The organism is Imperialibacter sp. (assembly GCF_040222385.1).
Classification (GTDB): Bacteria; Bacteroidota; Bacteroidia; order Cytophagales; family Cyclobacteriaceae; genus Imperialibacter.
In genome coordinates, this window is record NZ_JAVKDF010000022.1 from 460,476 (window position 1) to 476,307 (window position 15,832).

Annotated in this window: 11 protein-coding genes; 1 reads left to right on the forward strand and 10 read right to left on the reverse strand. The window is 46.4% G+C overall.

Features of this window, described 5'->3' with window-relative positions; all coding sequences use genetic code 11:
- Positions 1-42 precede the first annotated feature (42 nt).
- The gene (locus RIG68_RS09550; RefSeq protein ID WP_350121610.1) at positions 43-3,021 is read left to right on the forward strand and encodes a DNA polymerase III subunit alpha; all 2,979 of its coding nucleotides are present in this window, start codon (positions 43-45) and stop codon (positions 3,019-3,021) included.
- 53 nt (positions 3,022-3,074) lie between these two features.
- Here the strand turns inward: RIG68_RS09550 and RIG68_RS09555 are convergent, their stop codons facing one another.
- From RIG68_RS09555 to rpe, 10 genes are all read right to left on the reverse strand, one after another.
- Positions 3,075-4,271, reverse strand: coding sequence for a tetratricopeptide repeat protein (locus RIG68_RS09555; protein WP_350121612.1), 1,197 nt, complete (start codon positions 4,269-4,271; stop codon positions 3,075-3,077).
- Positions 4,272-4,348: 77 nt separating this feature from the next.
- Positions 4,349-6,901, reverse strand: coding sequence for a DNA gyrase subunit A (gyrA, locus tag RIG68_RS09560; protein WP_350121614.1), 2,553 nt, complete (start codon positions 6,899-6,901; stop codon positions 4,349-4,351).
- A 100-nt stretch (positions 6,902-7,001) separates the two neighbouring features.
- A complete protein-coding gene (locus RIG68_RS09565; protein ID WP_350121616.1) occupies positions 7,002-8,132 on the reverse strand; it encodes a hypothetical protein in 1,131 nt (376 codons plus the stop codon).
- Between the two features lie 53 nt (positions 8,133-8,185).
- A complete protein-coding gene (locus tag RIG68_RS09570; protein WP_350121618.1) occupies positions 8,186-9,145 on the reverse strand; it encodes an FKBP-type peptidyl-prolyl cis-trans isomerase in 960 nt (319 codons plus the stop codon).
- A 60-nt stretch (positions 9,146-9,205) separates the two neighbouring features.
- Positions 9,206-9,820 carry a hypothetical protein gene (locus RIG68_RS09575; RefSeq protein WP_350078175.1) on the reverse strand — a complete coding sequence of 205 codons (615 nt, stop codon included), beginning with the start codon at positions 9,818-9,820 and terminating at the stop codon, positions 9,206-9,208.
- Between the two features lie 121 nt (positions 9,821-9,941).
- Positions 9,942-10,463, reverse strand: a complete 522-nt coding sequence (locus tag RIG68_RS09580; protein WP_350121620.1) for a hypothetical protein — start codon at positions 10,461-10,463, stop codon at positions 9,942-9,944.
- A gap of 131 nt (positions 10,464-10,594) precedes the next feature.
- On the reverse strand, positions 10,595-12,004 hold the full coding sequence (locus RIG68_RS09585) for a COG3014 family protein (RefSeq protein WP_350121622.1): 1,410 nt from the start codon (positions 12,002-12,004) through the stop codon (positions 10,595-10,597).
- A gap of 123 nt (positions 12,005-12,127) precedes the next feature.
- Complete coding sequence (locus RIG68_RS09590; protein WP_151996521.1) at positions 12,128-12,718, reverse strand: penicillin-binding protein activator LpoB; 591 nt, start codon at positions 12,716-12,718, stop codon at positions 12,128-12,130.
- A gap of 52 nt (positions 12,719-12,770) precedes the next feature.
- Positions 12,771-15,155 carry a TonB-dependent receptor gene (locus RIG68_RS09595; RefSeq protein WP_350121624.1) on the reverse strand — a complete coding sequence of 795 codons (2,385 nt, stop codon included), beginning with the start codon at positions 15,153-15,155 and terminating at the stop codon, positions 12,771-12,773.
- Positions 15,155-15,829: a ribulose-phosphate 3-epimerase gene (gene rpe / locus RIG68_RS09600; RefSeq protein WP_350121626.1), complete on the reverse strand. Its 675-nt coding sequence runs from the start codon at positions 15,827-15,829 to the stop codon at positions 15,155-15,157. Before rpe ends, RIG68_RS09595 begins: the two co-directional genes overlap by 1 nt.
- Positions 15,830-15,832: the final 3 nt, after the last annotated feature.

Sequence of the window (15,832 nt, forward strand, 5' to 3'; positions counted from 1 at the left end):
TTAATTTAGTATTTTAGCGGAGTAAACATAAAGCCTGTCACCTTGTACCTGAACACACACTCTTACTACAGCTTCAAATACGGCACCATGGGTCCCAACGAGCTGCTTGAAGAAGCCAGAACAAAGGGCGTGTTCGCACTGTGCCTGACAGACATTAATTCAACGGCTGGCTGCCTTGAGTTTGTGAGAGAGTCCTCCAAATATGGCATCAGGCCCCTTCTGGGGGTTGACTTCAGAAATCACCTTCAGCAGCTCTACGTTGCCATCGCCAGGAACAATGATGGCTTTCAGGAAATAAACGAACACCTTTCAAAGCACCTCAGAGAAGGCTCACCGCCCATTCCTCCTGGTGCGCCTCAAAAATGGCAAAATGTAACCGTTATCTATCCGTGGGAGATTTATAGAAAAAGCCTTCACAACTTGCTTCCTCATGAATGGGTCGGCATCAAACCGCATGAAGTTACCTATCTGCACCTACAGAAAGAGGCACTTCCAAAAGACAAGCTCGTCGCATTGCCAACTTCCACATTCAGACACAAGAGAGACTACAACACACATCGGCTCTTAAGAGCCATTGCCGAAAACGCCCTGCTGAGCAAGCTCGAACCCTGGCAGCTGGCAGGCGATGTCGACCGCTTCTACTCACCCTCGGAACTGGCTGCCATCTATAAAGAAACACCACAACTGCTACTCAATGCCGAACGAATAGCTGGCGAATCCGGGATATTTTTTGACTTCAGTGACGGCCGGCCCCACCAAAACCTGAAAACCTACACCGGCTCCGACGCCAACGACTTTCAGCTCATTTCCAAACTTTGCCAGGACGGTGTCTCCTATCGCTATGGAAAATCCACCCGACAAATTCAGGGGCGCATCAACAAAGAGCTGGAAACTATCCGTGCAAAGGGATTTGTAGCCTACTTTCTTATCAACTGGGACATTCTCCGCTATGCCCGCAGCAAAGACTACTTCTACGTCGGGCGGGGCAGCGGGGCAAACAGCATTGTGGCCTACCTGCTACACATAACAGATGTGGATCCGATTGAGCTTGATCTGTACTTCGAGCGCTTCATTAACCTTTACAGAACAAATCCTCCCGATTTCGATATCGACTTTTCGTGGAGAGACAGAGAGGATATCACTCAGTACATTTTCAACCGTTTTCCAAACACCGCTCTACTGGCTACCCACAGCACATTCCAATACAAATCGGTGGCCAGGGAGTTAGGAAAGGTGTTTGGGCTTCCCTCCATCGAAATTGAGGAGATGAATACCAGCCGAAAAAGTGGGAAAGTGCCAGATACGCTGGTGCAGAAAATCATGAGCTATAGTCAGCTGATCCACGATTTTCCCAGCCACCTGAGTATCCACGCCGGGGGCATTCTTATCGGTGAAAAACCGATGACGTATTTCACCGCTACTCACCTGCCTCCCAAAGGATTTCCCACCACCATGTTCGACATGGTGCTTGCCGAAGACGTTGGTCTCTATAAGTTCGACATTCTGAGCCAGCGTGGCCTGGGTAAAATAAAAGAAGCCATCAATATTATTAGCGACAACCATCCGGCTGATCCAAAAATCGACATCCATGATATCAAAAGATTCAAAAAGGATGAAAGGGTGAAAGCGCTTCTCAGGGAGGGTAAAGCCATCGGCTGTTTTTACGTCGAGTCGCCCGCTATGCGCATGCTTCTCAAAAAACTAAAGGTAGAGGACTACCTTGGCCTGGTCGCCGCAAGTTCCATTATAAGGCCAGGCGTGGCAAGGTCGGGCATGATGAGGGAATACATTCTCCGCTTCCGTTTTCCAGAGCGAAGAAAAGAGGCCCACCCGGTGATGATGGACATTATGCCTGAAACCTACGGAATCATGGTTTATCAGGAAGATGTGATAAAAGTGGCACATATGTTCGCAGGGCTGTCGCTGGCCGAGGCAGATGTATTGCGCCGGGGCATGTCCGGTAAGTTTCGGTCAAGGGAAGAGTTTCAGGAGGTGAGGGAGCGGTTCTTTAACAATTGTTCCGCAAAAGGCTACGAAAAAAAATTGACCGAAGAAGTGTGGCATCAGATTGAGAGCTTTGCGGGCTATGCGTTTTCTAAGGGGCATTCAGCCTCCTATGCCGTGGAGAGCTACCAAAGCTTATTTCTGAAAGCCTACTACCCCCTCGAATACATGGTAGCCACGCTCAATAACGGTGGCGGATTCTACAGGCCTGAGCTCTATGCCCACGAAGCCAAAATGCATGGAGCTATTATTGAAGCGCCCTGTGTCAATAAAAGCGAGAACCAAACCACTATTGATGGAAAGACCATCACGATTGGACTGGGGTCGGTGAAAGACCTGGAAACGAACACGATCGAAAGGGTGCTGGAAAGTCGGGACAATAAAGGAGTTTTTCTGAGTCTGGAAGATCTTGTCAGCAGAACAGGCATTTCGCTGGATCAGCTCGCACTTCTGCTACGAGTTGGCGCCCTTCGCTATACTGGAAAGACTAAACAGCGGCTGCTTTGGGAGTCGCACTATATGTTTGGTAAAATGGGCGGCGGCAAAAGCAAAATGCAAGAGCAGCAGTTGTTCGGACTTCCATCAATCAAAGATTTCGAGCTTCCTGCCTTAACTGTTGATCCCCTGGACAATGCATTTGATGAGCTGGATTTACTCGGCTACCCCCTCTGTGACCCTTTTTTGTTATTGCGAGATATTCCCTTTCAGCCGGTCATGGCGTCGCAATCTCCAAACTTTCTCGGGAAGACCGTCACAATGCTGGGCTACCTTATAGCTACAAAAAACACCAGTACTCTCAAGGGGGACGCCATGCACTTTGGCACATTCATCGATCAGGAGGGCAATTTCATTGACACCACGCACTTTCCACAGGTTGCCAGGAAATATCCCTTTCGTGGCAAAGGGTTCTACAGGTTGACAGGGAGAGTAGTGGACGAGTTTGGCTTCTATAGTCTGGAGGTGACGGAAATGGAAAAGGAAGCTTTGCTTTCCAGTATCAAAATGGAAAATGCATAAAAAAGCCCTGCCGGTATTTCCAGCAGGGCCTTTTCGACCGGAGTCAAATAATATTAGTTACAGCCAGCAGCATCTTGAGCATCAGCAATTTCTTCTGCCTTCGCATTCTTCTTCAATTGCGTATAAACAGACATCAAAGGCCCCATAACTGAGCAGTCTTCAGGCTCAGCAACATGGGCTGCTTCAAGGTAAGGTAATGATTTGGACAACACCTTGTCTCCCTCTTCTACTAGCTTACCACCCTCTTTCTGATAGGTCTTCAAATCCATGGCTCTCGCCTTGTCGTAGTATACTTTGGCTCTGTTCACCCAGATCACACCAAGGTTGAAGTTTCCAACGTAGTTTCCTGGCTCGATAGCCAATGCTTTTTCATAATTTGTCTGAGCTTTAGCAATAAGATCCTGCGTTTCAGCAGCATTTCCTGCTTCCTCAGTGCCCACGCTCAGGTTATCATAAAGAACGGCCAAATTAAGGTAAAGCGAAGCATTGTCTGGCTCCTTTTCAATAGCACCTTTCAGCTTCTCAATGGCCTCGGGGCCTTTTTTCATAGCGATAAGAATGTTGATTTCTTCACGCATGAAGTCCGCATTCTCAGGATAAGCCACCTTCGCTTTTTCAAGAAGCGCCAAAGCCGCAGCATCATTTTTCTTTTCACTTCTCTCGAGATACACCATGGTTGAATAGATGTCCTCATTGGCGTCGCCCTGCTCGATCAGCTTGTAATACACAGTCATGGCTTCGTCTGTCAACTCAGCCTGTTGAGCCGCCACACCTGCATAAAACAGCGTCAGTGAATCGGTTGGTTTAATGAGAGAGGCCTTATAAAAGTTCTCATAGGCACCTTTGTAGTCCTCTTCCCCATAAATCTCTCCTCCGGTATTCAGGTACTTGCTCCAGAAGTCCTCTATTTCGTATTCAGCAAAGTTGTAGTTCACCGAACCTTCTGACTCCATAGCCAATGCTTTTTTGAGTGCTTCCGAAGCCTCGGCAATGGCCTCCTCTGTCCCCATAAGTCCACTGACTGCTGGATCTTCGCTCGTTGCTATGGCCTTATAAATTTTTCCTTTTGTAAGAAAGGTCTTACTCTTACTAGCATTCTTTTCAATAGTAACAGCAACATCTATCTCGGCTTTGGCCTCAGCCACATCTCCTTTATTAAGGAGACTTTCAGCCTTCGTCACATTGCCTTTTTGAGCATAACTCGCCGTGAACAAAAGCACACCAGCGAGAAGTAACAGCATGTTTTTCATAGTGATAATATTCTTTTGCAGTTTTAGTTTATTTCCTTTGGTTGGTTCGATTGAACAAATTTACAAATCATTTAGAATTATTCGTCTTGTGGCTCATCGTTATTAGCGTTTTCAGCGTCTGACGCTTCAGGACTTGTGTTTTCGCCATCAACCTCACCACCCTCTTCCGCTATTTCGTCTTCCTCAATGGCCTCTATTTTCTCTACTGAGGCAATCGCATCAGTATCGTTGAGCTTGATAAGTCTCACTCCCTGGGTGTTTCGTCCCATTACTCTCAGCACCTCTACCGAAATCCTGATGGTGATACCCGAACGGTTCACAATCATCAGGTCATCGCTATCCACAACTTCCTTGATGGCCACCAGCGAACCAGTCTTTTCGGTAATATTAATCGTTTTAACACCTTTTCCTCCACGCTTGGTAATGCGGTAGTCCTCTATTGAAGAACGTTTACCATAGCCCTTTTCAGAAACCACCAACAGGTTGGTGTCCTCCCTTGATACAGCAACCATGCCAACTACGACATCATCTGCTCCTTCTCTGGTAACACCCTTTACTCCAGTCGCATTCCGTCCCATCGCTCTCACATCTGATTCGTGGAAGTGGATTGCCTTCCCTTTGCTCTTGGCAATTACTATGTGGTTGTCGCCGTTGGTAAGGCTCACGCTTAGCAACTGGTCTCCCTCCACCACATTGATGGCGTTGATACCGTTTGTTCTTGGCCTCGAGTAGGCTTCAAGCGAGGTTTTCTTGATGGTACCTAACTTAGTACACATCATGATGTAGTTATTATTTATATAATCCGCGTCAGAAAGGTTCTTCACGTTAATAACGGTTCTGACGGAATCACTTGGCTCAATATTAATAAGGTTTTGTATCGCCCTTCCTTTGGTTACCTTACCGCCTTCAGGGATTTCATACACTTTCAACCAAAACACACGTCCCAGTGCCGTGAAAATCAGCAGATAGTTGTGAGCTGTAGCTACAAAAAGGTGCTCAGGGAAATCATCGTCCTTCATGGTCACTCCTCTTGAGCCAACTCCACCTCTGCCCTGTGTTCGGTACTCAACAAGGGGTGTACGCTTGATATAGCCCTGATGTGAAATGGTAATGACCATTTCATCGTCAGCGATCATATCCTCCATGGTGAACTCATCTCCAACCATTTCAATGGCCGTGCGACGCTCATCACCGTATCGATCCTTCATTTCGAGGAGCTCGTCTTTGATAATGCCCATACGAAGCTCTTCTTTCTCCAGAATTTCCTTCAGCCTGTCGATCAGCGCCATTACTTCATCATACTCCTTCTGGATCTTCTCACGCTCCATGCCTGTAAGGCGCTGAAGTCTCATTTCCAGAATAGCCTTCGCTTGTATTTCGCTCAGGCCAAACTTCTCCATCAACCCAGTTTTCGCCGTGTCTGGATCCCTTGATGAGCGAATCAGGTTGATCACTTCGTCCAGGTTGTCCAAAGCGATAAGGTAGCCCAGCAATATATGGGCACGCTTTTCAGCCTCATCCAGCTCAAACTGTGTTCTTCGGATCACCACCTCATGCCTGTGCTCAACAAAATATTGAATCAGGTCTTTAAGGTTGAGCGTTTGCGGACGTCCCTTAACTAGGGCCACATTATTTACTCCAAATGAAGTCTGAAGCTGAGTATATTTGTACAGCTTGTTGAGTACGATATTGGCTACCGCATCTCTCTTCAGTTCATAAACAATCCTGAAGCCGTCCCTGTCCGATTCGTCACGGATGTCAGATATACCTTCTATCTTCTTTTCGTTTACCAATGCGGCAGTTTTTTCAATCATCGAGGCCTTGTTGACCTGGTAAGGAATTTCCGTAACGATGATTTGCTCTCTGCCAGACGGCATTGCCTCGATTTCAGCTTTGGCACGCATCACCACTCTGCCCCTGCCTGTTTCCAGCGCAGCTCTTACTCCTGAGTAGCCATATATGATGCCCCCGGTCGGAAAATCAGGCGCCTTTACGTACTTGATCAGCTCCTCAACAGTAATATCTTTGTTGTCGATATAAGCAATAGTGCCGTCCACCACCTCACTCAGGTTGTGAGGGGCCATGTTAGTAGCCATACCTACGGCAATCCCGCTACTTCCATTCACCAGCAGGTTAGGAAACTTGCCAGGCAACACAGTAGGCTCTTCCAGCGAGTCGTCAAAATTGGGCTGAAAATCAACCGTATTCTTGTTGATATCTGCAAGCAGTTCTTCTGCAATTCTTTTCAGTCGTGCCTCAGTGTAACGCATGGCCGCCGGTGAATCACCATCGACACTACCAAAGTTACCCTGACCATCAACCAGCGGATAGCGCAATGACCAGTCCTGAGCCATACGTACCATGGTATCGTACACCGACGAGTCACCATGAGGGTGATACTTACCCAGTACCTCACCTACTATTCTCGCCGACTTCTTATATGCCTTGTTGTAGTTTACACCGAGATCAAGCATGCCGAAAAGCACCCTTCTGTGAACCGGTTTAAGACCATCCCTAACGTCGGGAAGTGCCCTGGAAATAATCACCGACATGGAGTAGTCGATGTAGGCACCCCGCATCTCATCTTCAATATTAATCGGGATGATATTTGACTTGTCTTCTTCTGCCATAAATTATGTTCAAACGCTCCGAAAAAACAGAGCGCAAGTTAGTTAAAATTATTGTTGACGACTAAAAAAAATGCAATGGATAAGTGATCATTTTCATGACCTAATAAGGCTCAATTTTATTGCGGTTTTTCCACTTGTAGCGGAAGAGTTTCCTATGGTTTTGCCCCATTTTTGGATTCTGATGTTTTGTGATGGGCTGGCCTCTTACAATTTCGTTGTTGCCATTGTGTGCATGCTTCAACTGAATGGCACAGGAAGGCAAAGGGCAACGCCGGATATCGGGAATATTGATAGAAACGCCAGCTTGAATAAAGAAAGTTTGCTGCTTGTGCGGAATGGCAATACTGGGAGCGCTTGGGTCGCCAATAGTTGTACTAAAATTGTGGTAGTCAAAGGAAGGCTTAACAAGCACTCTAAAGTACTCAGAAAGGTTCTTTTCAATTGAAATCCCCAGATTAAAGAAAGCGCCTCGCTGTATCACATCATAGTCATAAATGGGCTGCTCACCTTTTATTTTACCTCCCCCACGCAAAACGCCTATTTGTGCTTCACCGGCAAAAGAATAGCTCCAGAAATCGTAGAACTTGTAGCCCACCGTGACAAAATACCTTTGGAAGAATACTGGCGACACCTCCGGTTCGAAAGGCCGGATCGTTTCTTTGAAAGTAGTTGGTTTAAAAGAGGTGAAATACTGCCTTTCAAATGTTGCCCCCGCTCCTGCCCGGAAATTCTGATAGTTGAAATGTACAACCACTCCTATGGGGATACTGTGCGACAATGACCTAAACTTCAATGGCATGGTGTCGGTTGCCATACTGAACTCTCTCCTTAGCTCGGGATTGAATACAGGCTCGTCTAAAGGCCTGTATGGCACTTCAAAATAATTTGTCAGATCCAGGGTGTCTCCGTAGGTGCTTCTGTTGAACCAGTTGCTATTGCCTGCTATTACTCCTGTTGGGGCAGGCTCTCCATCAACAATAGGAACGATGATTTGATTGCTTTGCGACTGGTAGAAATAAACATTGTTGAGCTCATGGCTGTACATGGCCAGGCCATAACCAGTTGTTCCGGTGATAGAAAACTGATTGAGCATCACCCTCACAGGGTTTCTGTAGAGGTCACTCGACTTACGACGTGGTGGAGGTACAAATCCAGGTTTTTGCCCAAGCGCAGTCTCGGCGCAAAGTATCCACACACCTATAAGAATAAAAAAAAGCTTAAATAACTTCAACCTGTTTAATTTTCCAGCCTTGAAATTAATCAATTTTTACGAAAAAGCCCCATCTATTGATAGTCAACTACAGTTACGACAAAGATTAATGGCGTATAGGGTGGGATAACTGCCCCGTAGTCAGGAATAATCTGCCTTTCAATCAGTAAATCCTGAAAGCCAGCACTATGCGGCACCGTCTGAACGCTCGCTCCATAGGCCATTTCAGACGGGATGAGTAGCTGAGCTTCCTCGCCAAGCCGCATATTGTTCAGCCCTGCTTCCAAACCTGTAATGACTTCATCAGCCCCCATATTGACTTCAAAACCTGATTCGCTGCCGAAAGAGTCGCCGCTAAAGAATTTTCCGGCCCAATTAATCGCTACAGTGCCGCTCGAGGGCACCTCGGCAGCCTGTTTGTCTCTTTTTGTCTTGATGATAGAAAGCCCTGAACCAAGATTAATGACAGTATCAGGGTTATTACTGATTTCAAAATCGCTGATGTAGTTGTTGATCAACTGCAGTTCTTTTTGTCTGATTTGATTAGTGCTTTCCTCAGCCACTACTTCTATTTCGATGATGGCAATAGAATTGGCGGGCAGGTCGCCCGACACCTCCAGAGCACCGTAAGCTTTATGCGAAGGAAATATAAAAACATAGCTATCACCGGTGGCGAGTATCTGAAGGGCTTCGTCGAGCCCCGGAGGATAGATTGTTTTGGTATCTCTTTGTGCCTTAATTGGCTCTCCGCTGCTGGCTGTGTGGGAAGCCACAACAACGCCATCTATGTTTTTTACTGTATAGTAAAACGAAATAATATTGGATGAATTGGGAATAGCGTTTCCCTGTACCACAGGAAAATAATAGAAATCCTGATCCGACTTTGTGGCACTGTCTATCTCATTTTCTACCAAATAGTTCTGAATGGTCAAATCCTGCTCTTCAGGAAGCGGTAGCGGCTCATCCTTGTCCTTGCAGCCTGCCAGTCCCATCAACAGCCACACGCCTGCCGCCAACACACAAAGTTTATTCATGGAAATCTTTCTTATGCTAACGAATTGCTATCAGAAATAGTACCAACAATCCACAGACTGTTAACCCTTTACCTTGAATGTCAGACAAAACTGCTGAAACACGGGAATTCTGTGCAAGTCAAGTTTCTGTCCAATATCCAGAAGCCGTTCGTAATCGGTTTTATTCATGGATCTTCGCTGAATAATGTGCTCGTCGTCCTGAAGGAAAAAGGAGGAGATAAACCGAATGAGGATGTAAGGAGTGTTGAGCACCGTCCTCTTGTATTCGTCATAATCACCTTCGACAACAGCCGCCTCTTTTGTCTTTAGCTTATCAATGTCGAAGGAACTGTTCATCGCTATCTTGAGCACGTCAAAGAACTTCTCCTCCCACTTAGTGTAGTTGTCGAGCAAAAATTTCATGGCATACACAGTGGGGTCCTTTTTGAGAAAATAGCCGCCTTTTGACGCCTTCCTGGCCTTTTTATTCAACGCCAGCTCTTCAAACAGGCTCACACTTCCATTGGCCAGCGCCACCCCCACTGTTGGGGCCAGCATGATAAGTCCGAAGAAATCATGATCACCTATCTCAAGGTAAGGCGCATCAGTCCTGATAAAGTCTTTTTTTAGCTTCTGAGTGGCTTCAAGGATGGCCGGAATCTCCATCATTGTCTCAATTTCGAATTCTGTCAACATGAGGTTAGGCGGATATTAAGTGATCCTTTAAATATAGCACTTACTAATTATAAATCACCAGTTGATACTAGTAAGACATAAAAAAAGGGCTGATAACAGCCCTTTGATACCCTATGTTTCGTTAGTTACTCCCGCCGTCGTCGGTTTCGCTTTCGCTTTCGTCAGTACTTTGCATGCCGGCGAGTAGTTCGTCGTATTTTGTTTTAAGCTCAGCATCGCTTTTCATTGCGTTCCTGACCTTATTGTACAACGCCGCACCTAAATCATCTTTTATCAGGTTCGGATATACTTCCTTAAACTCCGCCACCATGTTATCATACTCATCAAGAATTCCCTGATATGCCGCTTTCTCCTCGTCTGTGGCACTAATTTCAGCTAGCTTTGCATCGTCGCCCCAGGCTTTTTTCAATTCCAGAAACCTTCGACCCTCATCCATCAGCTCATTATTCTTGATGACCTCATTGTATCTAACCTGCAGGTCCTCCTTCATTGAGTCAATTTTATTCATCACAGTAGCATACTGCGTCAGTTCTTCATCGGTTACAGCATCGGCATCTTGTGCAAAAGAGCTTTGAAGGGAAAGGCCAGCTGCAAAAGCTAACGTCAACATAAACTTCGCTTTCTTCGTCATCGCTTTGAACATTGTATTTATTGGTTTTTGTTAAAACTATAATTTTTTCCAACCTCCAAAAAAGGGAAATCTTGCTTAAATACCAACTCCTAAAGGTATTTATACCCTTATAAGACTATGAATGGCGAATGAATGGTACTAAACTACCAGGTACGGTAAGGATTGGCGGCAGGTATGTCTTCCAATGACTGAAAAACATGAAAGACGGTCTTCCCTTTACGAACGTCGAAAGTAAACTCTTGCTGCTGCGTCCTACCTGTTGCAGAGGCCAGGTTCAATTGCACTTTTTGCTCGCCTTCTGGCAAGGGCACTCTTGAGTAATAAATAGTGTGTGGGATCGTTTGCCAGTTGCGGGTATCAGCCTTTTCAGTTAGCGCATTAAAAAGTCCGATAGCGGCGCCCAAATCCTGATTCTCGCCTCTTACCGAATACTCCGCAGCCTTTTTTAACGCAACCCGCAACAGTGACTTACCAAACTCGGCCAACATGCGTTCCTGCAAGCATTTAAACGCAATTGCGTTGACGTCCTCGGCGGCTTCCAGGTTATACTTTTTCCCATTGGCCGACAAGGTGGCACTGTTGAAAAGAACGGGGCGTTCCACATACTTGGGAAATGCTACTCTGAAAAACTCCAGCGCTGCAAGTCCTTGCTTCTTATCTTCTTCGTTACTTTCCAGGAAGAAAGGGAAGTTAAAGCCGTAGTCGCTGTTAGCAAACGTAACCAAACCGCCCTGGCCATGAATAACGGAAAAGCTGATCGACCACTCCGCTTTCACCGGCCCCAGTCCATTGTTCCAAAAGAAAACAAGTTCTCCCCCATTCCTTGGCGAAGGCGTAAATTTCACACCAAATGCTTCTTCATAGCGGCGAACTTCATCACTGAAACCATTCAAATGCGCTGTTCTGAGCAGGTCTTCCTTCAGTTGATCGGGAGCACTCATGCCAAATAATTTCTTGTAATCGCCTTCGTAGGTTTCGTAGGCGTTTCTGTAAGCGACGAAAGCGTTGTTAACATCGCCAGACGCCTCGTAAATGATCCCCATCAGATTGTTCACAAACGCATCTTTCTTGTATTTGTCTGGACTTTTATACTTGTCAGAAAGCGTTCCCAATCTAATGTTCAGCCTGCGGCACTCCACTAGTGCGGATTCATAGTCGCCTAGCTTCAGGTAGTTGATGGCCTTATAATACAGTAATAGTAGGTGCTCATGGTCTTCCCCTTTGTACTCTGTCATGTTAGGGTTGGTGAGCAACGAGGCTGCTTCATTGAGGTAATTCATCCGATAGTCCTCACCGAAAATATAGGCTTGCTCAAAGGCTTCGTTGCTGATTTCGTAGTTACCGAGCAGTGATTGAACGATGCCCTGGTTCAAAAAATACAGGAACCTGGCCTTTCCCTCGGCTGCCTTTTTGTTCTTTTCCAGCACTCTTGCTGCCTGCTCCAGGTCACCAGCCTCGAAACTCTGATTGAATTCATAGTTCATCTGGTAATAGGTCGCACAGGAAGCCAGCAGCAGGCCGCTAAGCAATAAGATTTTGATCGGAAAACGCACAGATATTGTTTTTGAAGAGCTTTTTGAGACTGAGCAGCAAGCAACCGGTACTGTGGAGATATTACTCAACGGCAACCGGATGCTTGTTACCTTATTCTATTTTGATATTTGAATAGCGTCAGATTAGTTCCTTATGAACTTCTTGATCTCCTTGTCTCCTATCCAAACTTTCTCGTTGGTTTGAAGATTGGCAAGTTCAAGGTCAACTTTGTACAGCACCACTTTTTCTTTGTTGTAAGAGTCGACGATGGAATTGATCGTGCCAAACAGCATGAAGTCAGCTCCCAGCTCAGCGCCCCACTTCTTCTGAGTTTCTGGCGAAGCAAATTCCTGCTGATCAGCTCTTTCTTCACGCATTTTCTCACGGAAAACAGAATTTTGTACTACTCTGACCATGCCGGAGTTGATGAACTCTCTTTCGATGTCCTTAATAAAAGTTTCAGATTCAATATGCTCGTGGCTTTTGTTGGTAACCAGCCCAACGATTACCACTGGTTTGGCATTTTTTGCTCTGCTAAAGTCCTCTCTCCATGGACGATTGAGCACGTCACGAATCATTTCCTCCGCCACAAGTTTGGAATCGGTGTCATTCCAGCGACCGCTAAGGTCAATTTGCTGATCTGGACTTACCCTGGTTACAGTGCGTTGCGAACAACCTGCGGCGATAAATAAAACTGCCAAAGAAAAAACAGAAGCTTTAACTATTGATTGCATTCTCATAATTGTTTGTTTGTCTTGTATCACTTATAAAAATAGGCAGAATACCTCAGAATCTACCTGAAAGCTTCATATTCAAAAACCTTGCCGATAATGAATTGGGCACGGCAAATTGTTGATTGAAGACGTCTTTTACCCAAGTGTAAGAAATGGTGTTCTCAGCACCGAGCAAATTGAGTATCTCAGCGGTCAGCCAGATAGACTTCAGCCCCCCGAAGATTTTTCCCTCGTTCTTTTTAGAAAACACTTTTGTGAAACCAACATCAACCCTGTAATACTCATCTCCCTTGAAAAAGTTGCGGTAAGTTGGATTATTTGGAGCACTAAAGGGTAACCCGCTGCCATAGAGCGCACTTACATAAATTCTAACACTTGGATCGTTGGGCAAATAATCCTGAAAGAAGATACCCAACGTGACCCGCTGATCGGATGGCCTGCGAATAAAGCCGAGCGTGTCTCCCTCAATGTCCTCAATGGTTCGAAGCAGGCCGAGGCTAAACCATGACTCTGTGCCCGGAATAAACTCGCCGTTCACCCTGAAATCAACACCATAAGCCCACCCTCTGGCCAGGTTGTCGCCAAAGTAACGAAGACGCACATTGTCGATGTCATAAGGAACCAGGCGATCCAGGTATTTGACGTAAGCCTCTGAAAAGAAAACAAAGTTCCTTCCATTCATTTGAAAGGAATAATCCATACCGGCCAGGGCGTGGTACGACACCTGGGCTTTCAGGTCACGGTTAATGACACCCTGCCTATTCCGCATTTCCCGGTAAAAAGGCGGCTGCTGATAGACGCCCCCAGCGACTTTAAAGGCGGTCTTTCGTGACCAGGCCGGTGTAAACACATATTGCATCCTTGGGCTCACCAGCAGTTGGCCATTGACAGTCCAGTAGGCTGTGCGAACGCCGGCATTCAGAATGTGAATAGAATCCCTGGAAAAAACTGTGTGCTGCAAATAGCCAGTCAGGTGATAGCCATCTACCAGGTTTTCGGCCCAAACCCTGTCGGTGGTGCTGGCATAACCGGAAGAATCCTGAAAGATGTACTCATTCAGCACGTCTTCTATTCTTTCCTTTCTGGCACCAATGCCAGCTTCTGTTAGCTGGTGGTCGTTCCAGCGAGCTGAAAACCGGCTTTCAGTATTCAAAAGCGTCGCCTGCAGCTTGTTGCGGCCGTAGTGGTAATTGCTGCCAACGCCAAGAATCACCACGCAGTCCTTGAACTGGTCGCTGGCCGGGTTGTTGTTCACATCACAGAGCCGGTAAGCACCCTCCACTTCAAAATACTCCCTTTCGGCAGTGTATACGCCTGATGCAATCACGTCCAGGTTGAACTTGTCGTCCCAGGTGTTAGTCCATTTCACACCGGTTTGATAAATGTCGTAGTCAAGCACCTCTTTGCCATCAAAAGCCGCCACCATGCGGAATGACCTGCCAAACGTACCGAATTCCACTTCCTGTGATTCTGGCTTTGTGAAGTACCTGTTTTGGGCATAGGAGGCAAGAATCGAGATCTTTTGCCTGTGTGCTTCGGTCTGCTGGCCCAATTTAATAGAAACAAGAGACTGAAAGTCGGCGAACCGAGGCAAGTATTGGCCTTTCACGGAAATCGTGTTGAGCAAATACCGGGAGTTTTTATAACGAACACCCGCTGTGTAGTTTACCCTGTCGTTTTTGCTAACACCTTCCACATGGGCTGAGCCACCCAATAGCCCCAGATTGACCGATCCAGCTTGCTCAACGGGGTTTTTATAGCCAACATTAAGCACGGATGACAGCTTATCTCCGTACTTCGACTGCCAGCCACCGGATGAGAAGGTAATTCCCGACACCATGTCGAGGTTGACAAAACCCAGTCCCTCCTGCTGACCTGCCCTTACCAAAAATGGCCGATATACCGGAATATCATTCACATACACAAGGTTTTCATCGAAATTGCCACCTCGCACAGAATAAGCAGAAGATAACTCATTGCTGGCTACAACCCCCGGAAGCGTCGCCAGTATCCTCGAAATATCTGCTGTGGCAGCCGGGAAATTTGCCAACTCTTTGCTCGATACACGAAATTCACCAGCTCTCGGAGGGCCCTGCTCTCTTTTGCCTACCACGGTTACCTGGGCCAGAAGCGTTTTATCTTCATTCAACGTGGCCTGAATAACCAAACTATCGCCTGCAGCAAGGGACACTGGTTTTTGAACTGCTTTATAGCCTACGAAGCTTATTTCAAGTTGATAACTGCCCGGCTCAAGGCATAGCAAAAAGGTGCCGTCCGTGTCGGCATTGGTGCCTTTGGTAAGCGACGGAACAGAAATGGTAGCCCCCTGCAATGGCGCATTCTGGGCGTCGAGCACTATACCCTGGATACAGGCTTGTTGTGCCCAGGTAGCAAAATAAAAAGCTAAAAAAATAATGGTGAGTAAGCTCCTGCTCATCAAACGAATTTTTCCTCGCTGTTCACAGTTTTGAGTTGAGCGATTGTTGCCAATGGATCTGAGGCACTGAAAACGAAATTTCCGGCTACCAGAATGTCTGCACCCGCCTGGCAAAGTTCTCTGGCGTTGTTCATGTTTACTCCACCATCTACTTCTATCATGGTGTGCGTGCCGGCGTTAAGAATCATCTCCTTGGCATCCCTCACCTTTTGAAATGTTCTCTCAATGAATTTCTGCCCTCCAAAACCAGGGTTCACCGACATCAATAAAATAATATCAGTGAGTTCCATGATGTCCTTCAGTACATTCACGGGAGTGTGTGGATTTAGTGCGACACCTGCCTTGCAACCCAATTCACGAATTTCCTGTAGCGCCCTGTGAAGATTCGGACAAGCTTCATGATGAACAGAAATCACCTCGGCCCCAGTTTCAACACATTGCTTGAAATAGCGGGAAGGCTGCTCAATCATCAAATGAAAATCGAGGGGCTTTTTCGTATGCTTATTAATGGCCGCCGTTACTGGAAATCCAAAGGAGATATTAGGCACAAAAGTGCCGTCCATGATGTCGATATGCAGCCAGTCGGCCTTACTGTTGTTGAGCATTTCCACATCTCTTTGAAGATTACCAAAATCGGAAGCGAGTATGGAAGGGGCAATAAGTGGAAAGTTCATGAA

Excerpts from the sequence above, each read along its gene's own strand:
- gyrA (WP_350121614.1), bottom strand. The coding sequence starts at position 6,901 with ATGGCAGAAGAAGACAAGTCAAATATCATCCCGATTAATATTGAAGAT.
- RIG68_RS09590 (WP_151996521.1), bottom strand. The coding sequence starts at position 12,718 with ATGCAATCAATAGTTAAAGCTTCTGTTTTTTCTTTGGCAGTTTTATTT.
- RIG68_RS09570 (WP_350121618.1), bottom strand. The coding sequence starts at position 9,145 with ATGAATAAACTTTGTGTGTTGGCGGCAGGCGTGTGGCTGTTGATGGGA.
- RIG68_RS09575 (WP_350078175.1), bottom strand. The coding sequence starts at position 9,820 with ATGTTGACAGAATTCGAAATTGAGACAATGATGGAGATTCCGGCCATC.
- RIG68_RS09555 (WP_350121612.1), bottom strand. The coding sequence starts at position 4,271 with ATGAAAAACATGCTGTTACTTCTCGCTGGTGTGCTTTTGTTCACGGCG.
- rpe (WP_350121626.1), bottom strand. The coding sequence starts at position 15,829 with ATGAACTTTCCACTTATTGCCCCTTCCATACTCGCTTCCGATTTTGGT.
- RIG68_RS09595 (WP_350121624.1), bottom strand. The coding sequence starts at position 15,155 with ATGAGCAGGAGCTTACTCACCATTATTTTTTTAGCTTTTTATTTTGCT.
- RIG68_RS09580 (WP_350121620.1), bottom strand. The coding sequence starts at position 10,463 with ATGTTCAAAGCGATGACGAAGAAAGCGAAGTTTATGTTGACGTTAGCT.